Origin of the sequence: Aeromonas finlandensis (assembly GCF_000764645.1) — a bacterium.
GTDB lineage: Bacteria > Pseudomonadota > Gammaproteobacteria > Enterobacterales > Aeromonadaceae > Aeromonas > Aeromonas finlandensis.
Map to the genome: position 1 here is coordinate 1 of NZ_JRGK01000347.1, position 24,247 is coordinate 24,247.

21 protein-coding genes and 1 pseudogene are annotated in these 24,247 nt (G+C 61.5%); 11 read left to right on the forward strand and 11 right to left on the reverse strand.

Going from position 1 to position 24,247, the window contains the following annotated elements:
- Nucleotides 1-211 precede the first annotated feature (211 nt).
- Genes LD28_RS0120570 through LD28_RS0120580 form a run of 3 tightly spaced genes read left to right on the forward strand, consistent with a single transcriptional unit; the run spans nucleotide 212 to nucleotide 4,325 of the window.
- On the forward strand, nucleotides 212-1,939 hold the full coding sequence (locus LD28_RS0120570) for a potassium/proton antiporter (RefSeq protein WP_033138763.1): 1,728 nt from the start codon (nucleotides 212-214) through the stop codon (nucleotides 1,937-1,939).
- Between the two features lie 44 nt (nucleotides 1,940-1,983).
- Entirely contained in the window at nucleotides 1,984-3,087 is a 1,104-nt protein-coding gene (locus LD28_RS0120575; protein WP_033138764.1) for a beta-N-acetylglucosaminidase domain-containing protein, read from the forward strand.
- 29 nt (nucleotides 3,088-3,116) lie between these two features.
- Complete coding sequence (locus LD28_RS0120580; RefSeq protein ID WP_033138765.1) at nucleotides 3,117-4,325, forward strand: cation:proton antiporter; 1,209 nt, start codon at nucleotides 3,117-3,119, stop codon at nucleotides 4,323-4,325.
- Nucleotides 4,326-4,388: 63 nt separating this feature from the next.
- Here the strand turns inward: LD28_RS0120580 and LD28_RS0120585 are convergent, their stop codons facing one another.
- On the reverse strand, nucleotides 4,389-5,021 hold the full coding sequence (locus LD28_RS0120585) for a LysE family translocator (protein ID WP_033138766.1): 633 nt from the start codon (nucleotides 5,019-5,021) through the stop codon (nucleotides 4,389-4,391).
- Between the two features lie 199 nt (nucleotides 5,022-5,220).
- On the opposite strand from LD28_RS0120585, the gene LD28_RS0120590 reads away from it, so the two are divergent.
- From LD28_RS0120590 to LD28_RS0120605, 4 genes are all read left to right on the forward strand, one after another.
- Nucleotides 5,221-6,849, forward strand: coding sequence for a methyl-accepting chemotaxis protein (locus LD28_RS0120590; protein WP_033138767.1), 1,629 nt, complete (start codon nucleotides 5,221-5,223; stop codon nucleotides 6,847-6,849).
- 175 nt (nucleotides 6,850-7,024) lie between these two features.
- Entirely contained in the window at nucleotides 7,025-7,555 is a 531-nt protein-coding gene (locus tag LD28_RS0120595; protein ID WP_033138768.1) for a DUF1523 family protein, read from the forward strand.
- Nucleotides 7,552-7,848 (forward strand): winged helix-turn-helix domain-containing protein, encoded by a 297-nt coding sequence (locus tag LD28_RS0120600; RefSeq protein WP_033138769.1) that lies wholly within the window; start codon nucleotides 7,552-7,554, stop codon nucleotides 7,846-7,848. The genes LD28_RS0120595 and LD28_RS0120600 overlap by 4 nt, the downstream gene beginning before the upstream one ends.
- A 362-nt stretch (nucleotides 7,849-8,210) precedes the next feature.
- On the forward strand, nucleotides 8,211-8,756 hold the full coding sequence (locus tag LD28_RS0120605; RefSeq protein WP_206538777.1) for a glutathione S-transferase family protein: 546 nt from the start codon (nucleotides 8,211-8,213) through the stop codon (nucleotides 8,754-8,756).
- A 99-nt stretch (nucleotides 8,757-8,855) separates the two neighbouring features.
- Here LD28_RS0120605 and LD28_RS0120610 read toward each other — a convergent pair whose 3' ends face one another.
- The gene (locus tag LD28_RS0120610) at nucleotides 8,856-9,326 is read right to left on the reverse strand and encodes a hypothetical protein (protein WP_033138770.1); all 471 of its coding nucleotides are present in this window, start codon (nucleotides 9,324-9,326) and stop codon (nucleotides 8,856-8,858) included.
- A 33-nt stretch (nucleotides 9,327-9,359) separates the two neighbouring features.
- Nucleotides 9,360-10,295 (reverse strand): pyrimidine-specific ribonucleoside hydrolase RihA, encoded by a 936-nt coding sequence (rihA, locus tag LD28_RS0120615; protein WP_033138771.1) that lies wholly within the window; start codon nucleotides 10,293-10,295, stop codon nucleotides 9,360-9,362.
- Between the two features lie 224 nt (nucleotides 10,296-10,519).
- On the opposite strand from rihA, the gene LD28_RS0120620 reads away from it, so the two are divergent.
- The gene (locus LD28_RS0120620) at nucleotides 10,520-11,248 is read left to right on the forward strand and encodes an RluA family pseudouridine synthase (protein WP_033138772.1); all 729 of its coding nucleotides are present in this window, start codon (nucleotides 10,520-10,522) and stop codon (nucleotides 11,246-11,248) included.
- A 140-nt stretch (nucleotides 11,249-11,388) separates the two neighbouring features.
- Here the strand turns inward: LD28_RS0120620 and udp are convergent, their stop codons facing one another.
- Nucleotides 11,389-12,144, reverse strand: coding sequence for a uridine phosphorylase (udp, locus tag LD28_RS0120625; RefSeq protein ID WP_033138773.1), 756 nt, complete (start codon nucleotides 12,142-12,144; stop codon nucleotides 11,389-11,391).
- A 380-nt stretch (nucleotides 12,145-12,524) separates the two neighbouring features.
- On the opposite strand from udp, the gene yiaY reads away from it, so the two are divergent.
- The 3 genes from yiaY to LD28_RS0120640 all read left to right on the forward strand — a co-directional run bounded on the left by yiaY (nucleotide 12,525) and on the right by LD28_RS0120640 (nucleotide 14,964).
- The gene (yiaY, locus tag LD28_RS0120630; protein WP_033138774.1) at nucleotides 12,525-13,676 is read left to right on the forward strand and encodes an L-threonine dehydrogenase; all 1,152 of its coding nucleotides are present in this window, start codon (nucleotides 12,525-12,527) and stop codon (nucleotides 13,674-13,676) included.
- 136 nt (nucleotides 13,677-13,812) lie between these two features.
- On the forward strand, nucleotides 13,813-14,151 hold the full coding sequence (bamE, locus tag LD28_RS0120635; RefSeq protein ID WP_033138775.1) for an outer membrane protein assembly factor BamE: 339 nt from the start codon (nucleotides 13,813-13,815) through the stop codon (nucleotides 14,149-14,151).
- Nucleotides 14,152-14,334: 183 nt separating this feature from the next.
- A complete protein-coding gene (locus tag LD28_RS0120640; RefSeq protein WP_033138776.1) occupies nucleotides 14,335-14,964 on the forward strand; it encodes an NAD(P)H-binding protein in 630 nt (209 codons plus the stop codon).
- Between the two features lie 155 nt (nucleotides 14,965-15,119).
- Here the strand turns inward: LD28_RS0120640 and LD28_RS0120645 are convergent, their stop codons facing one another.
- From LD28_RS0120645 to LD28_RS0120675, 7 genes and pseudogenes are all read right to left on the reverse strand, one after another.
- Entirely contained in the window at nucleotides 15,120-16,814 is a 1,695-nt protein-coding gene (locus tag LD28_RS0120645) for a pyridoxal phosphate-dependent decarboxylase family protein (RefSeq protein ID WP_033138777.1), read from the reverse strand.
- A 223-nt stretch (nucleotides 16,815-17,037) separates the two neighbouring features.
- Nucleotides 17,038-18,054, reverse strand: a complete 1,017-nt coding sequence (locus LD28_RS0120650; RefSeq protein WP_033138778.1) for a lipoate--protein ligase — start codon at nucleotides 18,052-18,054, stop codon at nucleotides 17,038-17,040.
- A 102-nt stretch (nucleotides 18,055-18,156) separates the two neighbouring features.
- Entirely contained in the window at nucleotides 18,157-19,356 is a 1,200-nt protein-coding gene (locus LD28_RS0120655) for an ABC transporter permease (RefSeq protein WP_033138779.1), read from the reverse strand.
- Nucleotides 19,356-20,570, reverse strand: a complete 1,215-nt coding sequence (locus tag LD28_RS0120660) for an ABC transporter permease (protein WP_033138780.1) — start codon at nucleotides 20,568-20,570, stop codon at nucleotides 19,356-19,358. The genes LD28_RS0120655 and LD28_RS0120660 overlap by 1 nt, the downstream gene beginning before the upstream one ends.
- The gene (locus tag LD28_RS0120665; protein WP_033138781.1) at nucleotides 20,571-21,260 is read right to left on the reverse strand and encodes an ABC transporter ATP-binding protein; all 690 of its coding nucleotides are present in this window, start codon (nucleotides 21,258-21,260) and stop codon (nucleotides 20,571-20,573) included.
- Nucleotides 21,253-22,392 carry an efflux RND transporter periplasmic adaptor subunit gene (locus tag LD28_RS0120670; protein ID WP_033138782.1) on the reverse strand — a complete coding sequence of 380 codons (1,140 nt, stop codon included), beginning with the start codon at nucleotides 22,390-22,392 and terminating at the stop codon, nucleotides 21,253-21,255. The genes LD28_RS0120665 and LD28_RS0120670 overlap by 8 nt, the downstream gene beginning before the upstream one ends.
- A 27-nt stretch (nucleotides 22,393-22,419) precedes the next feature.
- A pseudogene (locus LD28_RS0120675) lies at nucleotides 22,420-24,247 on the reverse strand (efflux RND transporter permease subunit); the annotation flags it as partial.

Consider the following 24,247-nt stretch of genomic DNA (forward strand, 5'->3'; position numbering starts at 1 on the left):
CCCCACTACCTCATCACTGCGCATCCTGAAATCGACGCTCCTTTGACTCCGCTTTCGTTAACCCCGTCACAGCCAGAATATGGCGCTGCCGTGTGTAAAAAGGGATGAAAAATGTAAGAAAGTGCAAATTGATGCACAAATAAGCCACACAAGGGGGGCCTAACTGCATATAATGTGCCTACTTTGCACATTACCAGGAAGGAGTTCGCCCTTGGATGCCGCTACCATCAACAGTTTCTTTTTTGTCGCTGCCCTGTTGGTGGGAGCCAGCGTACTGTTGAGCGCCCTCTCTTCCCGCCTCGGTATTCCCATTCTGGTTATCTTCCTCGCCGTCGGCATGCTGGCCGGTGAGGATGGCCCCGGTGGTATTCACTTCGCCGACTACTCCATCGCCTATCTGGTGGGCAACCTGGCGCTTGCCATCATTCTGCTCGACGGCGGCATGCGCACCCGGGTCTCCTCGTTCCGTGTCGCCCTCTGGCCTGCCTTGTCGCTGGCGACGGTCGGGGTGGCCATCACCACCGGCCTGACGGGTCTGGCCGCCGCCTGGCTGTTTGATCTCAACCTGATGCAGGGGATGCTGATCGGCGCCATCGTCGGCTCCACCGATGCGGCGGCGGTCTTCTCCCTGCTGGGCGGGCGCAGCCTCAACGAGCGGGTGAGCGCCACTCTGGAGATAGAGTCAGGCAGCAACGACCCCATGGCGGTGTTTCTCACCGTCACCCTGATTGAGGTGCTCGCCACCGCCCAGCAGGGGCTGGATGCGGGCTTCCTTCTGCTGCAACTGGTCAAGCAGTTCGGCCTTGGCGCCGGGATTGGCCTTGGCGGCGGCTGGCTGCTGTGGCGCCTCATCAACAGCGCCCGTCTGGCGCCGGGGCTCTATCCGCTGCTCACCGTCAGCGGCGGCCTGCTCATCTTCGCCCTCACCACGGCGGTGGGTGGCAGCGGCATCCTCGCCATCTATCTGACCGGTCTGTTGCTCGGCAACCTCTCCCTGCGCAGCCGCAGCACCACCCTGTCGGTGCTGGACGGTCTGACCTGGCTCAGCCAAATCGGCATGTTTCTGGTGCTGGGGCTGCTCGCCTCCCCCCATAAACTGCTGCCCATCGCCCTGCCCGCGCTGGCGCTGGCGGCCTGGATGATCCTGTTTGCCCGCCCCGTCTCGGTCTGGATCGGGCTGCTGCCGTTCAAGAACTTCGCCCCCCGCGAGCGCTGGTTTATCTCCTGGGTTGGCCTGCGCGGCGCGGTGCCGATCATTCTGGCGGTGTTCCCCATGATGGCGGGGCTGCCCAACGCCCAGCTCTACTTCAACGTCGCCTTCTTCGTGGTGCTGGTCTCGCTGATTTTGCAGGGCAGCTCCCTGCCGCTGGCCTCAAAACTGGCGCGGGTAGAGGTACCAGCACCGCCATCGCCCATCAACCGCTCCGGGCTCGAGATCGATCTCGACAGCCAGTGGGAGACCTTCGTCTACCAGCTGGGAGAAGAGAAGTGGTGCATCGGCTCGCCACTGCGGGATCTGCAGATGCCCACCGGCACCCGGATCTGCGCCCTGTTTCGCGGCCGCGAGCTGCTCCACCCCTCGGGCAGTACCTGCCTGCAGGCCGATGACATCCTCTGCGTGATCGGTCACGAGCGCGACCTCCCCGCTCTCGGCCAGCTGTTCAGTCAGGCGCCGGAGCAGGATCTCGGCCCCCGCTTCTTCGGTGACTTCCTGCTGGAGGCGGCGGCGCGGCTGGCGGATCTCGCCCCCCTCTACGGGCTGGATGTGAGCGAGGTGGCGGATCAGACACTGGGCGATTTTATTGCCAGCCAGTTGGGCGATAATCTGGTGGTCGGTGACAACATCGAGTGGCAGGGCCTGATCTGGACCGTGGCCGAAATGGACGAGAGCGTGCCGAGCAAGATCGGGGTGCGCTTTCAGGAAGAGGACCCGGTCTGACGGACCGTCCCGTATCAAGTCCCCAAGCGAGAAGGGAGAGAGTTATGCCATATCAAAGTTTGCTGTCCGGCCCCCTGCCCCCCGCTGCCAATCTGGGGGTCATTGAAGGCTTTTTTGGCAAGGGATGGAGCTGGCAGGCCCGCGCCCGCTACGCCCAGTGGCTGCCGCGCCACGGTTACGGCTTCTATATCTACGCCCCGAAAGAGGATGGCTATCTGCGCAAGCACTGGGCCCTCCCCTGGCCCGAGCAGCAGCTGGCGGATCTCGCCGAGTTGGCGCGCCAGTGCCGCGCCAACGGGCTCGCCTTCGGGGTGGGCTTAAGCCCCATGGGGGCGCATCACGACTACGATCGCAAACGCCCGGCGCTGCTCGAAAAAGTGCGCCTTATCGACGAGATGCTCCAGCCCGACATTCTGGCGGTGCTGTTTGACGACATGAAGGGGGATACCCCGGACCTGGCCCGTCACCAGCTCACCATCGCCCACGACATCGCGGCCCACAGCAAGGCGAGCCGACTCATCTTCTGCCCCAGCTACTACTCGACCGATCCAGTGCTGGAGAAGGTGTTCGGCGCCATGCCTCCCCGCTATCTGGAGGAGCTTGGCGAACAGCTCGACCGCCGTTTCGAGATCTTCTGGACAGGCCCCAAGGTCTGCTCCAGCGAGTATCCGGCTGCGCACCTCAAGCAGGTGACCGAACTGCTCGGCCGCAAGCCCTTCCTGTGGGACAACTACCCGGTCAACGATGGCAGCAAAGCGAGCAGCTACCTGCACCTGCGCGCCTTCGAGAACCGCCCCGCCGAGCTGGCGGAGCTGGTCTCCGGCCACGCGATCAACCCGATGAAGCAGGCGGCGCTCTCCGCCCTGCCCCTCGCCACCCTGCCGATGAGCTACCGGCTCGGCAAGCAGTACGACCCTGACAAGGCGCTGCACGCCGCCCTCAACGCCACCTGCGGCCCGCAGATATCGGCGATGATCGAGGCCGACCTGCCGCTGTTTCAGGATCTGGGGCTGGCCCAACTCACCCCCGAGCAGATTGTCGCCCTCAAGGCGCGCTACCTACCGTTTCGCGACCAATCCTGCGTCGACGAAATCGTGCGCTGGCTGGATGGGGAGTATGTGTTTGACCCCGACTGCCTGACCGATTAAACCGCCCCGCGGGGCAGGAAGGAGGTTGTATGGATACACACCTGCTTTACCAGAATCTGGCGGTGATCGCCGCCTTCTTGCTGATCTACAGCCTGATCGCGGGGCGCTTCGAGTCAAAACTGGTCAACGGTCCCCTGCTGTTTCTGCTGACCGGCTGGCTGCTGGGACCCGGCGGGCTCGAGCTGCTCTCTCTTTCTATCGACAGTGACGGCATCAAACTGCTGGCCGAGCTGACCCTGGTCATAGTGCTGTTCAACGATGCCGCCAACACCAACTGGCAGGTATTGCTGGCCAACCGGCAACTCCCCATCCGGTTGCTGCTGATTGGTCTGCCCCTCACCCTGCTCTGTGGCGCCCTGTTTGGTCACTGGATCTTCCCCGACTTGCCGCTGCTGGAGATGGCCATCCTCTCCACCATTCTTGCCCCCACAGATGCGGCGCTCGGCAAGGCGGTGGTAAGCAACCCCGCGGTGCCGGCACCGCTGCGTGAAGGGCTCAATCAGGAGAGCGGCCTCAACGACGGCATCTGCGTGCCGGTGCTGCTTCTGCTGCTGGCCCTTATCGCCCCCACCGAACAGCACGCAGGCACCGCCACCCTGGCCATCACCCTGATGCTGGAGGAGATCGGCATTGGCCTCTTGGTCGCCTTTGTGCTGACCAGCCTCACCATCCGGCTGCTGAAAATCTCCTATCTCAACGGCTGGCAACTGCCACTCTGGCGTCAGCTCACCATGCCGGGACTGGCGCTGCTCTGCTTTGCCCTGGCCCAGAGTCTGGGGGGCAGCGGTTTTATCGCCGCCTTTGTCGGCGGTCTCTTTATCGGCCACCGGCTCGGCGAGCACAAGCACGCCTATATGGATAGCTGCGAAGGCTACGGCGACCTGCTCTCAGTGGTGATCTGGATGGTGTTTGGCGCCACCCTGATGCCCATCCTGCCGGAGCTGCTGCACTGGCAATACTGGCTCTATGCCATTGCCAGCCTCACTCTGCTGCGGATGGTGCCGGTCTGGCTCAGCCTTATCGGCACCGGCCTCAAACCCGAACTCAAGCTCTTTATCGGCTGGTTCGGGCCGCGGGGCCTTGCCAGCATCGTCTTTGCGGTGATGGTGCTGCAAAACGAGCCGGCCCTTATCGGCCAGCGCCCCATCATCGCCACCGTGCTCTGCACCATCATATTGAGCGTCATCCTGCATGGCCTCACCGCCAACCCCTGGGTAGAGCGCTTCAAACCCCGCTGAGCCACTTCTCTCCCATAAAAAATGCCACCGACCGGTGGCATTTTTCTTTCTATCCCCTCTGGCTTATCCCAGCGCCAGCCAGACCCCAACCCCCAGCATCAGAGTGCCAGCGATACGATTCATCAAGGTGACGTTGCCGCTCTTGGCAAGGAAGTGGCGCAGAGTACGGCCACCGCTGGCATAGAGCAGCAGGCAGGAGAACTCGATGACCAGAATAAGCGCTACCAGCGCGGTGATCTGCGGCGCCATCGGCATGTCGGCAGAGATAAAGGGGGGCAGCAAGGAGATCATGAAGGCCCACCCCTTGGGGTTGGCGATGGCAGTCAGAAACCCCTGTAGCGCCAGTCCCATAGGGCTGGTCTGCTGCCCGGCCGCGAGATCCGCCGGAATGGCCATCTTCCCTTTGGCCTGCCACATCTGGATACCGAGCCAGATGAGATAAGCCCCCACGACATATTTGAAGGCGGCGAAGATCCCCGGATAGTTGAGCATGATGGCAGCCACCCCGATCACCGACAGCACCGAAACCAGTCCAACCCCGATCAGCTCCCCCCACATCATATGCAGGGTGCGGCGCACGCCGAGACTCATCCCCAGGGTCATCGACAGGGTCATGCACATGCCGGGGGTCACCGAGACGAAGAAAAAGGTTGGAATAAACAGAGCCAGAATGGCCGGATCGATCCAGTGGGGCACGCACACTCTCCTTCAGATAAAAGATGGATGTTGCCCCGCTGACGTCACGAACACAAGTCAGAAAGAGGCGGCTTTTACCAACCTCTGTGTACAGCGACAAACACACCGTATAAATCACGGCAAAATCAGATTAATAAACAAATAATAACAATATGACTGATATACCGAAGATTCCCCCCACACAGACTAGAGAACACATATGTCACAGATGCTAAATAAACTATCCATCCGGATCCAGGTGCTAGTCCCTCTGCTGCTTGCCACCCTGTTGCTGTTTATCATGCTGGCGGTTGCCAGCAACCGGCTCGATACCGCGATAGATGGCATGAGCAAGACCAGCCAGGCCATCGCCAACCGCAAAGATGAAACAGCCAAGCTGATCAATGCTATCTGGTCCATGCGGGCCAGTGCGATCTACAGCTTGTATGATGCGAAGCGGCTGGAAGCGCTGCCACAGGCGCTGAATGATGCCGAAAGCAAGGTCACCAGCTACCTGCCCCAGCTCACCCTGCCTGATACCCAGGATGAAGTCGCGGCGTTGCAAAACAACCTGCGCGCCTATCTGGATTACAGCCGCACCACCATGATCCCGCTGCTGCACCAGGAGTTCAGCAACCAGGGCAACCCGGCCGATGGCAGCGCCGCCCGTGAACGTTACCGCGCGCTGGGCGGGGCCCTGATCCAGTCCATTGATGCCCTCTCCAATCAGGTCAATGTCGGGATGGCCAATGAGCTGGCTTATCAAAACAGCAACTACCAGAGCGTCATGAAGAGCACCATTACCATGCTGGCCCTCAGCCTGCTGGCTGTGCTGGTACTGGGCTGGTGGTTATCTGGCGTGGTTGTTCGTCCCATCGGTCATCTGCAAGAGGTGATGCGCGCCATCGCCCAGGGCCGTCTCAATGTACGGGCCCGTGAAGAGGGGAACAATGAACTGACCCGGTTGGCCAAGGATATCAACCAGACCACTGTGCAGCTCAGCCAGACCGTCCACACTCTGGTGGGGATCAGTGGTAATGTCGCCGCTTCGGCTACCGAACTGGCAACCTTCATGAGTCAGTCCGAAGCCAATGCCCAGCAGCAGCGCAACGAGATTGAACAGGTTGCCTCGGCGGTCACCGAGCTCTCCAGCACGGCCGACAACGTCAACCAGAATGCCGCCGTGGCCGATGAGCTGGCACGGAGTGCCAACGCTCGGGTCGAACAGGGGCTTACCCTCTTTGCCGAAAGCATGCGGGCCAACAGCCGCATGGCGGGCAGCCTGGAAGATGCCGCCGCCGTGGTGGCCCAACTGAAATCTCAATCCGAGCAGATCGGCAAGGTGATTGAGGTGATCCAGGGCATCTCCGAGCAGACCAACCTGCTGGCGCTCAATGCCGCCATTGAAGCAGCCCGTGCCGGCGAGACTGGCCGCGGCTTTGCGGTCGTCGCCGATGAAGTGCGGCTGCTGGCCGCCCGCACCCAGAACTCCACCAAGGAGATCCAGGTCATCATCGAGCGGCTGCAGAGCCAGTCCCAATCCGCCAACAACGGCGTGCAGGAGACTCTGGAGATCCTCAGCCATAACCAGCGCTTGTCCGCTCAGGTGCAGGATCTGCTAAGCGGCATTACCGGTGCCGTGCGCCAGATCAACGACGCCAACGCCCAGGTCGCCACCGCCGCCGAGGAGCAGTCCTGCGTTACCGCCGACATCAACCGCAACATCACCAATATTCACGAGATCGTGAGCCAGAGCTCCGCCGGCATCAGCCAGAGCGCCAGTGCCAGCAACGAACTCTCCCAGCTCGCCGAGCAGCAACGCAAGCAACTGGCCCAATTCCAGCTGTAAGCGCACAAAGTGAACCAGACAAAAAGGCCCGCAGGGGCCTTTCTTGTTGATGGAGCAATGGCTTTGTCTCTGTTTTAAACGCCATTTTTTGGCCGTTGGTGCCATAAGGGGCTGGGCTGCCCTGTCAAATATCGGTATGGTAGAGGCACGTTACTCCCCCTCACGTGAGAACACCATGAGCCTGAGATTCAAGAAACCCGCCTTTATTGCTTTGGGGCTCATCGCCCTCATTTCCGCCACCTGGCTCGACTTCTACCTGCCGGAGCACACCATTGCCACCATTACCGGGGTCGAGGTGAAGCGGACCGACAAGGACGGTCCCATCAGCCAGAAGAACCCCGCTGACGGCCCCACTACCGATGTCTACTACATCTATACCGAGCGCCCCGGCGAGAATATCCGGGTGTTCCGCAATGAGGATACCGAGTGGGGCTGGCCGCCTTATTTCAAGTTCAATGCCGCGGACGTGCAGGCCAAAGCCAAGTCGATGGAGTTCGAGAAGCGTCTGGCCATCATCACCTCCTACGGCTGGCGGGTGAACATGCTCTCCCTGTTCCCCAATGTCACAAAAATCGAGAGCACCGAGCCTGATGCCTCCACATGGAGCTTCTTCCGCTGGTTCTGGTTCGGTATCTGGGCACTGGTGATGGGCAAAGCCACCATTGCAACCTGGCGCTACTTCGATCGCCTTGAGGACGAGCAATGAGTGAACCGAGCAAGACCCGCACCAGTTTCTACCGGCGGCTCTACGTGGCCTGGCTGATCAGCCAGGGCACGGATACGGTACCCGCCATCATGGAGGCGACCGGCATGCCACGCCGCACCGCGCAGGATACCCTGAGCGCGCTGGCCGAACTCGATATCAGCTGCGCCTTCGAGCAGACCGAGGGGGCTCGCCACCTGCAGGGGCACTACCGCATCAGCGACTGGGGCCCCATCAACCCGGCATGGATCAAGGCTCAGCTGCCTCTTATCAAGGAGACGCTGGGCTATCCCTGAACCTGGGAACAAGTTTCAAGATGCGCCAGCCAAAGAAGGTGCAAACAAGTCACTTGGCACGAAAATATGCAATGTCATCTATTGATATTAAATGGCTAAACTTTTCGTCTTTTTCACGAAGTACTGATGTGCACCATTCCCAATTAAATGGTTTTTGGTAACACATCCCTATAACAAAAATAATAAATTTGTGTGTCAGGATATGGTGTTGTCTATTAGCAGGAAAACACCGAGCTCAAAAATGACGCAACTGAAGTTAATGTTGAGTAGTTGGCCTACTCGGCGGCCGTTCTAACTGTTGAGGATAATATGGACGTTTTACTTTACAGTGCGCAAGGTTCCAACAGCTCAGAAAGAGTAGAATGGGTACTCACTTCAAACGCATCCAATACAAACGGCTCGAGGTTAGCGCGTCAGAACTGACTACAACATATCTGTTAATTAATCCCTTCGGCTATGTGCCATCCTTGTCGGTCGATGGTTTCATTCTTTCAGAATCAATGGCTATCGCCGAATATCTCGAGGAGAGGTTTGCTGCCAACCCTGTACTGGGTAAAAACCTCAACGAAAAAGCAGCCATTCGCAGAGTTTGTGAATACGTCAATGCCACTATTCACTCCCTTCAAAACAGGACTACGCTGACATTTTTTCGGCCTGATCTCGATGAGACATCCAAGCGGAAGCTGAGAGAGCGCTGGATAATGACGTGCCTTGATAAATTAAGCTCAACCATTTGTAACGAATCTGGTTTTGCTATTGGAAACAGCTTTAGCCTCGCAGATATTTTTGTTGCTTCAATATACAAAAAAGCACTGCAACATGGCGGTGTTGGAAATGAGTTTTACAATCGTCATCTGATGTACATCAGGAAAGATGAAAGCGTATCTCGTTCAGAACCACAAAGATAAACACAGCGTAATAGGGAGCATCTGACAAGGCGGCCCCTCTTTTTCCGGCCGCACATTTCAATGCCACCAGGGTAACCGGGGATAGGATGATTGGCAGCCCTACTCAGGCATGGCCGAATCCTCCAGCTCCTCGTCGGACTCCCCCTTGGTGCAATCGATAATGGATCGCTTGGGGTTGTTGGGGTCGCGCAGCAGCAGGGGCGCCACACCCTCGTCGTGCTTCTGCTCGTCGCCAAACTCGCTGCCGTAGGCGTTGTGGGCCAACCGGCGGGCGTTGGCGATGGGTGTATCGACAAACAGGGCATGCACTTCAAAGCTGGCGGCGGGCACGATAAAGCCGACCACCGGCAAACCGTGCAACTCCTCGTGCACCTTGTACCAGGCAAAGCCGTCGCTCACCTTGTAGGGGGTGTAGTTATTGAGCTGCAGATTGGCTGGCCGCCCCGTCTCGCTGTCGATATAGAGGTTGTTAAACTCACAGGTCGCCAACCCCTGCCACATCCGCTCGAATGGCGTCGCACAGCCCGTCAGTTGCAACCCGGCCAACAGTGCCAACCCTCTCTTCCACATTCCCCGCCCCTTCTTGCAAAAGTGAACCGGCGCTCAGTCAAACGCCCGCAACCGTGTAACTAGCAGCTCGATAAAGCCCGGACGATCCAGCCCCAGCAGCACCAGTGCATTGGCTGGCTTGCCAGTGAGACCGTAACGATCCACCACCGTCATCCCCAGGGTATGCTCCCCTCTGGTCTCGATATCGACCCGGCACTCGACCCCGTGGAACAGTTCGGGAGCCAGCAACCAGGCAATGGTACAGGGGTCGTGCAGCGGTGCACCAGCAAATCCCCACTTGGGATCCCTATGGTAGATCATGAAAAAGTCGAGCAGACCGGCCACACACCGGGCCACCGGATTAGTGATGGCGCGCACCCGCTCGATATCCTCATCCATCACCTGCGCCTCATGGGTCACATCAAGGCCGCACATGGTGATGGGAATACCTGACTTGAAGACCATATCGGCCGCTTCCGGATCGACATAAATATTGAATTCCGCCGCCGGGGTCCAGTTGCCCGTCCCCGCTGCGCCCCCCATCAATACGATGCGGGCAATGTTTGGTTTGAGCTCCGGGTGGGCCACCAGCAGCAGGGCGATATTGGTGAGCGGCCCGGTCGGCACCAGGGTCACGGGCGCCGGGCTCTCGCGCAGGCACTTGGCCATCAATTCGAGCCCCGTCATGGCCTGTGGTGCAAAGGCGGGATCCGGCAGTGTGGGACCATCGAGCCCCGACTCACCGTGAACGTTGTCGGCGATAATCAGCTCGCGGGCCAGCGGTTTCGGCGCCCCCGCCGCCACCGGAATATCGTCCCGCCCCAGCAGGGTGAGGATGCGCAGGGCATTGTTGAGGGTCTTGTCTGGCGTCTGGTTGCCCGCGCTGGTGGTGACCGCCAGCACGTCAAGTTCGGGGCTGGCCAGCGCCAGAATAAGGGCGATGGCGTCGTCGTGGCCGGGATCACAATCGAGAATAACGGGCAGAGCCATGGAAAGGGTCCTTACAACATAGCAGGGAGCCATACCTTAACAAGCAAGCGTCGGATGAACTCGGGAAGGGGTCACAAAACAGGGCCTTGTGGGTGACCAGAGCGACTTGCACTTCACACCGTCGTGCGATCAAAGCGGGTCACTATCAACGGGTTGGGTAGCATCATCCCATTCATTTCCCGAGGCAGCACACTGCCCATTCGCCCGGCCATGCCGGTTCGGGTATGATCGCCCCCCGTTTTCAGTCCGTGTGCCCTATGTCTGTTATCGTCGACACCTTTATCGCCCCGCCCTGCAGCGCTGCCATCGAGATCCTGTTTGAGGATGAGCATCTGCTGCTGATCAACAAGCCGAGCGGCCTGCTGAGCCTCTCTGGCAAGAATCCGCAGAATCTCGACTCGGTCCACCATCGGCTGGTGCAGGATTACCCCGGCTGCACCCTGGTGCATCGCCTCGATTTTGGCACCTCAGGTCTCATGGTGGTCGCCAGAAACAAGGCCATCAACGCCCTGCTCTGCCAACAGTTCAGCCAGCGTGCGGTGAGCAAAGCCTACAGCGCCCTGCTCTGTGGCCATCTGGCTGACGATGAGGGGGTGATCGACGCCCCTATCGCCAAGGATCCGGCCATCTTCCCGCTGATGAAGATCTGCGTCACCAGCGGCAAACCCGCCCGCTCCCGCTATCAGGTGATTGAGCGGCTGACGCAGCAGATGCAGGGGCAAACCGTGCCCCTGACCCGGGTACGACTGGTGCCGGAGACCGGCCGCACTCATCAGTTGCGCATCCACAGCCAACTGCTGGGGTACCCCATCCTCGGCTGCGATCTCTATGGCGGTCTGCTGCAACCGGGTTGCGAACAAGCCCCGCGGCTGATGTTGCATGCCAGCGAGCTGGATTTTGCCCACCCAGTGAGCGGCGAGCCGATGCAGATCCGCTGTGCGGCGCCTTTTTAGGGGCAATGAGTCGAGGCTGTAAGCACGAGTGCGGCGGGATCAGTGAAAGAGGTGACGGGAGAGAAAAAGGGGCAAACGGCGGATAAAGATAGGGGCCGCGCTTTCGCAACGGCCCCCACCCCCCACTCGTGGTGGTGCTATCAGATCAGCTTGCGGGCAGCGCCCAGTACGATCTTGATGGCATCAGATTCGGTTTTCGCCATGGTTTCGGCGTTCGGGATTTCCTGCTGGGTACGGTTGACGATAACGCCAGCCACCATACCGGCACGCAGGCCCTGGCTGGAGCACATGGTCAGCAGGGTTGCGGATTCCATCTCATAGTTCAGCACGCCCATGGCTTGCCACTCTTTCATGGAACCCTGGAAACGGCGCACTACGCGGCCGGAGACGGTGTCGTAACGCTCCTGACCCGGGTAGAAGGTATCGGAAGAGGCAGTCACACCGATGTGCAGCTTGGAGCCCATCTCTTTGGCAGTCTCGACCAGTGCGGAGGTGCACTCGTAGTCGGCCACAGCCGGGAACTCCATCGGTGCGAAGTGCAGGCTGGCACCGTCGAGGCGCACAGAACCGGTAGTGACGATCACGTCACCCACGTTCAGGTGCGGCTGAATGGCACCGGTGGTACCGATACGCAGGAAGGTGTTGATACCCAGTTGGGCCAGCTCTTCTACCGCAATGGAGGTGGATGGGCCACCGATACCGGTAGAGCAGATGATCACGGCCTTGCCGTCCATCTCGCCACGCCAGGAAGTGAACTCACGATGACTGGCCAGACGCACCGGGTTATCCAGCATCTCTGCGATACGCTTGACACGCTCGGGGTCCCCGGGGACGATCGCCAGGGTGGCGCCTTGCAGATCCGCTTTCTTCAAACCCAAGTGAAATACATCAGACATAGTGGACTCCTGGTTGCCCCCTGCCAGCATGGTCAGGGCGCAAATATAAGATGATTCTTTATGATACTTTCAAGCCTTTACCCCTCTCTGGGGAGGCGCCAACTATGGTCGAAAGCGCTTTCCAATTCCTTGAAGCGCCTCACACTTCCATGCATTGACAGTCCATAATTTCGTACGAAACGTTTGCTAACCCTATGAAATAATTAACAAACGTTTTTATTGCAGACTGATTGGAACAGCGAAAGTCAAGCCTGTGACAGCGCTTAATTAAGGACTCGTGATCGGCCCCATAACTTGTAAACAAGATGCTTTTGTCTCCCTCCCATGATGGTAGCTTAGCCGCCAATTACCACTTAATGGCTAACTATAGGGAGTCCATCATGGCTACATTCAAGTTCTATATTCCTGCAATCAACCTGATGGGTGCCGGCTGTCTGCAAGAAGCGGCGGCCGATATCAAGGGTTACGGCTATCGCAAGGCGCTGATCGTCACCGACAAGATCCTCAACCAGATCGGCGTGGTTGCCAAGCTCACCACCCTGCTGGCTGAACATGGCATTGAAAGCGTAGTTTTCGATGAAACCAAGCCAAACCCCACCATGACCAACGTCGAATCAGGTCTGGCGATGATCAAGGCCAACGGCTGCGACTGTGTCATCTCGCTGGGTGGCGGTTCGCCCCACGACTGTGCCAAGGGCATCGCCCTGGTCGCCGCCAACGGGGGCAGCATCAAGGATTACGAAGGGGTGGATCGCTCCGCCAAGCCGCAACTGCCGCTTATCGCCATCAACACCACCGCCGGTACCGCCTCCGAGATGACCCGTTTTTGCATCATCACCGACGAAGCGCGCCACGTGAAAATGGCCATCATCGACAAGCACGTTACCCCGCTGATGTCGGTCAACGATCCCGAGCTGATGCTGGCCAAGCCAGCCGGTCTGACCGCCGCCACCGGTATGGATGCCCTGACCCACGCCATCGAGGCCTATGTCTCCACCATCGCCACCCCGGTGACCGATGCCAGCGCCATCATGGCCATCGAGCTGATTGCCAAGCACCTGCGCACCGCCGTCAACCACGGCGATGATCTGCACGCCCGTGAGCAGATGGCCTATGCCCAGTTCCTGGCCGGTATGGCCTTCAACAACGCAAGCCTCGGCTACGTACACGCCATGGCTCACCAGCTGGGCGGTTTCTACGATCTGCCCCACGGTGTCTGCAACGCCGTGCTGCTGCCCCACGTTCAGACTTACAATGCCCAGGTAAGCGCTGCCCGCCTGAAAGATGTGGCCCGCTACATGGGTGTGGACGTGAGCGCCATGAACGACGAGCAGGGTGCCGCCGCCGCCATCGCAGCCATCAAGCAGCTGGCGCTGGATGTGAAGATCCCGGCCGGTCTGGAGCAGTTGGGTGTCAAGGCCGACGACTTCGATACCCTGGCCAGCAACGCCCTGAAAGATGCCTGCGGCTTCACCAACCCGAAACAGGCGAGCCACGAAGAGATCGTCGCCATCTTCCGCGCCGCCATGTAATGGTTGCGTGATTGCCAATAAGGGTCGCACTGCGGCCCTTTTTATTGGCTGATGGATCAATGGCTTTTTACTTCCGTGGAGGGAGTCGGTATGATTTGCCGAGCCAAAAAGACTGTATGGATGATCTGAACTCGATATGCGGATGAAACACCTGATTGCCGCGGCTTTGACCGCCCTCACCCTCTCCGGTTGCAGCCTGGTCTATCGCATTGATATTCCCCAGGGCAACTATGTGGAACAAAAACAGGTCGACAAACTGCGCCAGGGCATGACCCGCGAGCAGGTCAGCTATGTGCTGGGCAGCCCCATGCTGCGCGACGGCTTTGACCCCAACAGCTGGTACTACCTCTATGAATTCCAGCCAGGCCACGGCGACAAGGAGCGTAAAGAGCTCACCGTCACCTTCGCCAATGACAGACTCACCACGGTGACGGGTGACTTCCCGCTGCCAGCGGCCTTCAATACCCCGCTCTGATATCCCGCAAAACCGGCCTCGCGCCGGTTTTGTTTTATCCAGCCCCCGCGCTATGTATCCTGCCCCTTATCCTGTCAGGCGATGCAGTGTCATCTCCCCCATTGCAGCTACCCGCAAATTGCCTGATGCTGATGAGCAGTCACCATTGCATCAACACCATCGAATGACACAGGGAGAAACCTCATGAGCCGGATCCTGATTGCCGGAGCCAGCGGCCTGATCGGTCGCGAACTGGTGCAGCAACTGCCTGCCGAACATGAACTGACCCTGCTCTGTCGCAAGCCGGGCAAGGAGGCGCACCACTGGTTGCCGGTCAATTTTGATGATCTGGCCAGCGTCACCCTCTCCCGTCCGGTGGATATCGCCTTCTGTGCCCTCGGCACCACTCGCAAGGAGGCGGGCTCTGCCGAGGCGTTTCGCCGGGTCGACCTTGACTATGTGCTCGCCTTTGCCGAACTGGCTCGTCGCCACGGTTGTCAGCGGCTGATCGTAGTCTCGAGCATGGGAGCCAGCGCCAGCTCCCCGGCCCTCTATCCGCGTACCAAGGGGGAGATGGAGCAGGCCCTGCTGGCCCAATCCTGGCCGCGACTCGCCATCGTGCGCCCCGCCATGCTGCTGGGAGATCGCCAACCGCCGCGCAGTTCGGAGCAGATATTTCAGGCTATCTACCCGCTATTTCGGCCGCTGCTGGTGGGCAAGCTTGCCCGCTGGCGCGCCATCGAGGCCCGTCAGGTGGCCCGCGCCATGATCGCCCTCTCGAAACTGCCCGCCGGGTGCGAGATTGTCGAGAATGAGCAACTGCTGGCCCTCTGAACCCGGCCTCCCCCACGACTTACGCACACTCAGCGCCACAACCGTTAAAACAGAAGGGCAAGCCAATCGGCTTGCCCTTTGTTTATCTGCTGGCGAGATCCCCCCAACCACCTCTTGCCATCACACGTCGCGCGCGGCAGTCAGGGCGAGCGCCATCAGCCGCGAATATGGTCGATAAAGGCGTCGATCTGCTCGCGGGTGCAGGCGGGGTTCATAAAGACTGCCTTCTCCCCGGCGATGTAGGAGTATTTACCGCGGGCGTCGTAGTCGGAGTGGGCCACCGCCTCCACCCAGTTGGTGTAGAGCCCCACCTTGCCGCGCCCCTTGAACAGGCTGCGGTGATAGTCGGTGTTGCGCTGCAAGCGCGTCTTGTAGGCAGGATCGCTGGAGCGAGCCAGCTCGAAGGCAAACTCGGCCTCCGGATCGCTCACCCACTCGGGGTTGTAGATCTTGAAGCCGACGCTCGGCCCCTGATTCTCCTGCGCCACCAGCTTGACGTTGCCGAGCTGACTTAACCGGAAGCGGAAGTAGTTGGCATTTTGCAGGCAGTGGGCCAGCACGGTGCGATACCCCTCGACCCCCATGTAGTTGAGCGCCGCATAGGCACCAAACAGGCCGCTCGCGCCACGGGAGCACTCGATGGTGGATTGCAGGTGGGTCTGGCCCTGAATGTCCCGCTCAAAATAAGAGAAGTTCTCCGGGTCATTCTCCATCGCCTTGAGGTCATCCTGCTCCTTGATCATCACCAAACTGGAGGTGTAGGGCACATAGCCCCATTTCTGGAAGTCGACGGTGAAGGAGTCGGCATATTTCAGCTCGGTAAAGCGCGCCACGTTACGCTCGATCCCCGCCAGAGTCGCGCTGTTAATGGCGAGCGGGTTGGCGGCGAAGTCGTAACCCAGGAAGAAGATCATTGACCAGCCGATGGCGGCATCGACGTGGATGTGCGGCTTGACCGCCACCTCGAACTGTTCGCAAAGGCGATTGCGCAGCTCGAACACCGGCTTGACCTGATCCACCCCGAAAGTATCGGTGGTACCCATAGTCAGCATGATGGTGGGCACCACATGTTTCAGGGCAAAACAGGCGGTCAGGGTGCGCTCGAGGTGGTCGAGATCGATGTCGTTGTTCTCGCCCACCTGAATGCGGATGGTCTTGTTCTCGATGTCGACCCCGAGCAGGGAGAGGTTGGTGATGTTGGAGTAGTGACCGCCCTGGGAGTTGATGATGCGGTAGTCCTGATAGTGGCCGAGCCCCTTGTGCTTGGCCTCGGGCAAACTTTTGCGAATACCGAGCAGGTAGCCGTAGAGGTTACAGAAGGTCCCCCCCTGGGTGAAGATGCCGGTGGCCCGCTCGGGATCATAACCCGCCAGCAGCGCTATCTGGCGCACCACCTTCTTCTCCAGCTCCTCGGCCACCCCGGCATATTCGGAGTAGACCAGATTGGGGTTGGCCAGAATGCCCAGCTGGGCGCCGTAGATGGCGGGATCCGCCGACATGGTGATGACGTTCTCGACACTGGAGGGGTTCTCCCAATCCTTCGACAGGGCGGCGGCAAACAGCAGCTCGGCCATCGGCTCGCCCGGGGTGCGCATAGCGGCGGGCACCGGCATGGTCTCGCAGAGATCGGCAAGGCGGGCACGGCCATCGGGCCAGACGTTCAGGCGGGCATCAGGCGCCAGAGCACGGGCCCGAAATTCGTTGAGGGTGGCAAATCCGGGTTCGCGAAAAACGGGCCAGAGATCGGGATTACGCGAGAAAAAGTTGGCTTTGACGGTGGCGAAACGGGTGGAGAAATCGGGGTGGACGGCATTGACGCTTTCGTCTTTCAGATAAACTAAGTCACTCATTTTTATACCATTAGCACAGCAAATGTGCGGCCGTTATACCCCTGTGCCAGAGGGGCCGACAGCGACAATATCTAATGGCCTACCCTACTTTTTGTCATGTATCAGCCATGACAAGGGCTGGCAAAAAGGCGCCTTTGAAGCGCCTCTTTATATTTCGTGATCTTGCTCGCATCCTGGCTGACAGAGCCCTCACTACCGGGCCGCCATCAGCACAGCGCCACCCTCAACGCAGGGAGGCCAACAGCCACTCGGCAAACTCCGCCAGCTCGACCTGTTGCTGCGGAAAGGCCGCCTGCCAGGGCTGCAAGCGCGCGGCAACCGCCTCCGGCCGATAGCCGCAACCCGCCAGCTCGGCCGCCAGCAGATCAAACGGAGCAGGCTCCAGGGTGTCGCTGAAGAGCTGTGCCCGGGTGATAACTCCCTTCTCCACATCAAAGTGCAGCTCCACCCCGCCCCAGCTGAACCGCTCCTCCAGCAGATGACTGAAGGCCGGGGCATGGCCATAGTTCCACTCCCAGCTGCGCTGACGGGCGAAGGTCTCGGCAAAGCTGGGCAGATCAGGCATCTGCTCGGGGGAGATGTGCTCGGGCTCAACTCGCGCGCCGTAATGGTGGAAGAACGCCTCGGCCAGCGCCTCGCCCACCTGTTGATGGTCGATCCCCGGCAGCAGTTCGCACAGATTGGCCACCCGGCCGCGCACCGAGGTGATCCCCTTGGCCGCCAGCTTCTTGGGGTCAGGATTGAGGTAGTTGGCCAGACGGCCGAGATCGGCGTCCAGCAGCAGGGTGCCGTGGTGAAAACCGCGATCCAGGGTCTCCCTGTAGGCGGAGCCCGATACCTTGCGCTCCCCGTCCGGGGTCGCCACCAGCAGATCGTTGCGACCGGAGGCGAACGCACTCACCCCGAGCCGCTTGAGGGCATCGAGTACGATGGCGGTGGAGATGCTCTTGTCATACTCCGGCTTGCCCGCCATAAAGGTAAAACAGCTGTTGCCAAGGTCGTGGAAGACGGCGCCGCCACCACTACTGCGGCGCGCCAGGGTCACCCCATCCTCCTCCATCCGGCGGGTATTGCACTCTTTCCACGGGTTCTGGGCACGGCCGATCACCACGGTATTGGCGTTGCGCCAGAGGAATAGCACCCGCTGGCCGGGGTCCATCTGGCGGAAGATGCACTCCTCGACGGCCAGATTGAACAGGGGATCGTGAGAGTCGGAGACAAGCAGACGCAGCGTAGTCATCGGGGAACCTTATATCGAGTCAGTAGCGGAGGGATATTACCACCTTGCCACCTGACTCGCTTGTTACCGCGCGCGTTGACAACGACCACAGAGCGGGATGGCTTAATCCCCACGCAGGGCAACCACGGGGTCGAGGCGCACCGCCCGCAGCGCAGGGGCGACCCCGGCCAGCAGCCCGACCAGGGCGCTGCAACCGAGCGCCAGCAACAGATAGAGAGGATGGAGGGTGAGCGGCAACCCGGCAGCCAGCAGGGCGAGCAGCAGCTTGAGCCCGCCGAGCAGGGCCAGCCCCATGGCCCCGCCCAGCAGCGCCAGCACCACGGCTTCGAGCAGGAACAACAATAGAATGCGCCGCCGTGGGCAGCCCAGCGCCATCAGCAAGCCCACTTCGGGGATCCGCTCCTGCTGGGCGATGCTCATGATGCTGAAGATGCCGACCGCCCCGATCAGCAGCGAGATAATGCCGAGCCCGCCAACCGCCAGCTTGATGATGGAGAGGATCTTGTCGAGGCTGGTCAGCATGTCCTGCTGGGAGGTGAGGGTAAAATCCTCGGCGCCGTGGCGGGCGATCAACAGCCGCCTGATCTGGGCGGTAATATCGGCCTCCGTCTGCCCGGCGCGATAGATGACGTCGATCTCCTGCAGCCCCTCCTTGTTGAACAGCGCCTGGGCGTGGGCGGCGGGCAGATAGATCATGTCGTCCAGATCAAAGCCGAGAAATTGCCCTTTGGGGGCCAGCACCCCGGCCACCCGAAAACGGCGATCACCGGCGCGCAGCAGACTCCCCGGCCCATCGCCACCGGGAAACAGCTCCGCCGCCACCTTGGCCCCCAGCACCGCATAAGCGCGGGGCATGGCACTGTCATCCGCGGGCAGAAAACGTCCCTGCACCAAGGTGAGTCGCCAGCCGGAGAGCGCCGCCGAGCCGGTGCCCAGAATGGCGGTGCTGCGGGTCAGTCCGCGGCTGCGCACCTCCCCCTGCCCCTGTACCACAGGGAGCGCCGCCTCGATACCCGGCAATCTGGCGAGGGCATCGGCATCCTGCAGCAACAGGGGACGGCTGCTGGAGAGGATGCCGGGCGGGCCGCCAGCGGTTTCGGTCTTGCCCGGGGTCACGGCGATCAGCCGGGTGCCAAATTGGGAGAAGCTGTCGAGCAGATAGAGCCTGAGCCCCTCGCCGATGCCGGTGAGCAGGGTCACCGAAGCGATCCCGATGGCGATGCCGAGCGCCGACAGCAGACTGCGGCTGCGCCCCGCCAGCAAGGCGCGCCAGAGCCAGAACAGCAGATCGGCGGCGCGCATCAGCCACCGCTCCACTGCCCGCTGCGCAGGCTGCTGACCGGATCTTGCCGTGCCGCCCGGGAGGCGGGCAGCCAGCTAAAAAACAGCCCGGTCAGCAGGGCCGCCGGTATAGTGCAGAAAGTAGCGAGCAAGGGGACCGCCGCCGGAAATCCGGGCCAAATCACTCCGGCAAGGGCAACCAGGGCATAGCCCAACACAGTGCCAAACAGCGCGCCACTGCCGCTCAACAGCAGCGCCTCCCACAAAAACAGCTGGCGGATCTGGCGACTGTTGGCCCCCAGCGCCTTGAGCAGGCCGATCTCGCCGGTGCGCTGGCGGGTGCTGATCAGCGCCAGATTCATCATCATGATGCCGGAGACCAGCAGGCTGATGGCGCCAATACCGGCAACCGCCAAGGTGAGGGTCGCGAGAATGGTGGAGAAGGTGGCCAGCATGGCGTCACGGCGCACCACGGTCACGTCGAGCACCCCGTGGCGCGCCTGCATCAGTTGCTCCAGTCGCTTGACCAGCGGGGGTACCGCTTGCCCCGCCAGCGGATGGATCAGCAGCCGAAACAGCCCCTCGGTGTTGAACAGCCGCATGGCGCTGCCCACCGGGATCAGCGCGGCCTCGGCCATGTCCATCCCCAGATTGCTGCTCTGGCTGGTAAAGACCCCCACCACCCGAAAGCGGCGATTATCAAAACGCAGCCACTGGCCGACCGGATCGGCCTGACCGAACAGCTCACGGGCCACCACGGCTCCGAGCAGGACGACCGGTCGATCCTCTGCGGCATCCCCCGGCAGCCAGCGGCCGGAGAGCAGTTCCAGCCCGTGGGTATCGCGCAGCCCGTTACTGCTGCCAAGCAGCATGGTCTGGCGCAGCCGCGCCCCCTGTTTGGCCTCGGCAAAGCCCATCACCAGCGGCACCAGCCGCACCTTGGGCTGATGCTGGCCAAGATAGTGCATGTCATCGAGGGTGATCTGCCGCAGGCTGTTGCCGGTGACCGGCGGCAGCCCGCCGGTGGTCTCCTTGCGGCCCGGGAACATCACCAGCAGATCCTTGCCAAGGGAGCTGAACTGATCGGCCACATAGCGTCTCGCCCCCTCCCCCAGCGCGGTGAGCAGCAGCACGGAAGTGACGCTCAGACTCACCGCCAAGATCAGTACCAGCGCCCGGGAGCGCTGGCGCAGCAGGGCCACGGCGGCAAAGCGGATCACATCGGGGCGCCGCATTCAGCCCCCGCCGCTATCAGTATTGATATGGCCATCGTTCATCAGGATCCGCCTGCCCGCCCGCTCACCGAGGCGCGGGTCGTGAGTCACCACCACCAGCGTGATCCCCTGCTCCCGGTTGAGCCCCTCCAGCAGGGTAATCACCTCCTCCCCGGAGCGGGAGTCGAGATTGCCAGTGGGCTCATCGGCCAGGATCAGTCGCGGCGCCATCGCCATGGCCCGAGCGATGGCCACCCGCTGACGCTGACCGCCGGAGAGCTCGGCAGGGCGGTGTCCGGCCCGGTTCTCCAGCCCCAGCTCCCCCAGCAACTGCTGGCTGCGGCGATGGCGCTCGGCGGGAGCGATCCCGCACAGCATCAGCGGCAGCTCGACGTTTTCACGGGCGGTGAGGCGGGAGATGAGGTGAAACGACTGGAACACGAAACCGATGCGATGGCCGCGCAGCTGGGCCAGCGCCGGTTCTGACAGGGTGGCGGTGTCCTCGCCCCCCAGCCAGTAGCGCCCCTCATCGGGCCGATCCAGCAGCCCCAGCACATTGAGCAGGGTCGATTTGCCAGAGCCCGAGGGGCCCATCACCGCCAGATACTCCCCCTCGGCAACCCGCAGGGATACACGATCGAGGGCAGCTACTTCGCTCCCCCCCAGAGTGAAACGACGGCTGACGGCATCAAGGCGAATGAGATCACTCATCCGTCTGCTCCGTGGCGGCGCTGAAAGGGCCCTCCCCGACAATCTGTCCGGGCTGGGCCGCCAGCCGATCACCGGCGGCGAGCCCCTCGGCCACCTCAATCCAGTTCCAGTTCTCCACGCCCCAGCGGGGCACTACCCGCACCAGCTTATCCCCTTCCAACCGCAGCACGCTGCCATCGTCAGCACGGCTGCTGGCCGCCACCCGCAGCACATCGGTGGCACGGGTCACCTCGACCTCAAGGTCGGCGCTGTAGCCGATAAGCAGGGGCACATCGATGGGCAGGGCAGTGAGCGCCGCCTCCACCTCCACGGTGCGGGCCTGCTTCTCCAGCTCCTTCACATAGGGGGCGATGCGGGTCACGGTGGCGGCAAAATCGCGTCCGGGCATGGCATCGAGCAGTACTCGAGCAGATTGGCCCACCTTGAGGCGGGCGGCATCCACTTCATCGATGGGGGCTGAGACATACAGACAGTTATCATCGATAAGATCGATAACCGGAGGCATGGCTACTCCGGGCGGTGAGGGGGTCATATATTCGCCGAGCTTGCTGTTGACCTCCGCCACCACACCGGCAAAAGGCGCCTGCAGGCGGCGCTCGCTCAAGCGGGCCTCCACCTGGGCGACCTGCGCCTCGTCGACCCGCTCCTGCTGACGGGATGCGCGGCAGATATAGCGGCGGGTATCGGCCAGATTCTGGGCCTGCTCGGCGAGGGTGCGGGAGGTGAGGTTTTTGGCCAGCAAGGTGGCCAGCCGATTGGCCTCCCGCTCGTAGTAGGCCGCCTCGCTGCAACGCTCCTCGCGCTGGGTCTTGCCAAGGGCCTGCTGGGCGCGGGCACGGGCGAGATCGGCGCGGATATCGTCACTCCAGAGGGTCAGCAGCAGATCACCTCGGGCTACGCGCTCCCCGGCCTTGACGGCGATCTGCTCCACCACGCCGCCACCGGGCAGACTGAGTCCGGCCCGCTGACACGACTTGATGGTGCCGGCCCGGGTATTGACCACGGTGACCAGCACATCCCCCCGCCCGACCTCTGCCAGCCTGATCGGCGTCGGCTGCGGTCGCCACCACCATGCCAGAGCAGCCACCGCTACCACGGCGCCACTTCCCCACCACAACCAACCTCTCTTCATCGCGCATCCTTTCGCTAGTGACTCCCGTCATGAACGTCGGGAGAGCAGGGCATAATAGAGCAAGGGTATCACCACCAGGGTGAGCAAAGTGGAGACCAGGATCCCGAAAATCAGGCTGATGGCCAGTCCGTTGAAGATGGGATCGTCGAGGATAAACAGGGCCCCGATCATCGCCGCCAGCGCCGTCAGCATGATGGGTTTGGCCCGCACCTGCGCCGCTTCGATCACTGCCTGCTCGAACGCCACTCCGGCGCTGCGCTGCTGCTCGATAAAGTCCACCAGCAGGATGCTGTTACGTACGATGATCCCGGCCAGCGCGATCATCCCGATCATCGAGGTAGCGGTAAACTGGGCCCCCATCAGGGCGTGGCCCGGCATCACCCCGATGAGGGTAAGCGGAATGGGAGCCATGATGATAAGCGGCACCAGATAGGAGCGGAACTGGGCCACCACCAGCAAGTAGATGAGGATCATCCCCACGGCGTAGGCTAGCCCCATGTCGCGGAAGGTCTCGTAGGTAATCTTCCACTCCCCGTCCCACAACAGCGCCACCTCCCCCAGTTTGTCGGGCTGCTGCACGTAATATTGGGGCAGGTCGATGTCAGCACCGGCGGCAAACATGCCGTAGAGCGGGCTGTCGGTATGGCCACCCATATCGGCCACCACCATCACCATGGGCTGCATGTTCTTGTGCATGATATGGCTGGGGGCCACCTCATCACGGCGACTACCAGCTCGGAGACCCGCACCAGCTGGCCGCTCTGGCTGCGCACCTTGAGGGCCAGTACGCCCGCCAGATCCCGTTTGTCACCGGGGGCCAGTTCGATGCGCACTGGCACCGGATACTTGGCGCCGTGCCCCTGCAGCCAGCTGGCATCCTGATAACCCACCCCGCCATTGAGGGTGCTCACCAGGTCGCCGAGATCGACCCCGAGCAGGGCCGCTTTGCTGCGATCCACCACCAGCCGCCACTTGGGCTGCGGGTCGGTCAGATAGATGTCGACATCCACCAGATCCGCCGTGGCCACAAAGCGGGCCTGTACGGCGCGCGCCGCCGCTTCGCGGGCGGCAGGCGTCGGGCCATACACTTCTGCAACTATGGGTGACCAGACCGGCGGGCCAGGCGGCACCTCCACCACCTTGAGGTTGCCCCCTGCCGCACTGGCGATGGCCTGCAGCGGCGCCCGCACCGATTGGGCAATTTGGTGGCTGCTGCGATGGCGCTCATGCTTGTCCACCAGATTGACCTGAATATCACCCACGTTGGCACCGCTGCGGATAAAGTAGTGGCGCACCAGCCCGTTGAAGTTGATGGGGGCCGCGGTACCGGCGTAGATCTGGTAATCCTTCACCTCGGGCACCTTGGCAAGCTCCCGCCCGACCGCCAGCAGGGTACGCTCGGTCTGCTCAAGCGTGGCCCCCTCCGGCATATCGAGTACCAGCTGGAATTCCGATTTGTTGTCAAAGGGGAGCATCTTGAGCACCACCCACTGCACCACCGGCATGGCGGCAGCCGCCCCGACCAGCAGCAACACCACCAGCCAGAGTTTGCGTCTGGCGCGCTTGGCGCCATCACCGATCAGAAAAGGGGTCATCAGCCGGTGAAAGAGGCCAGCCTTGGCCTCGCCGTGGGCAGCATGCACCTCCCCCTTGAGCAAATGGCTCGCCAGCCAGGGGGAGAAGATAAAGGCCACCAGCAGGGAGATAAGCATCCCCATGCTGGCATTGATGGGGATGGGGCTCATGTAGGGGCCCATCAGCCCGCTGACAAAGGCCATCGGCAGCAGGGCCGCGATGACGGTCAGGGTCGCCAGTATGGTCGGCCCCCCCACCTCGTCCACCGCCCCCGGTCTCA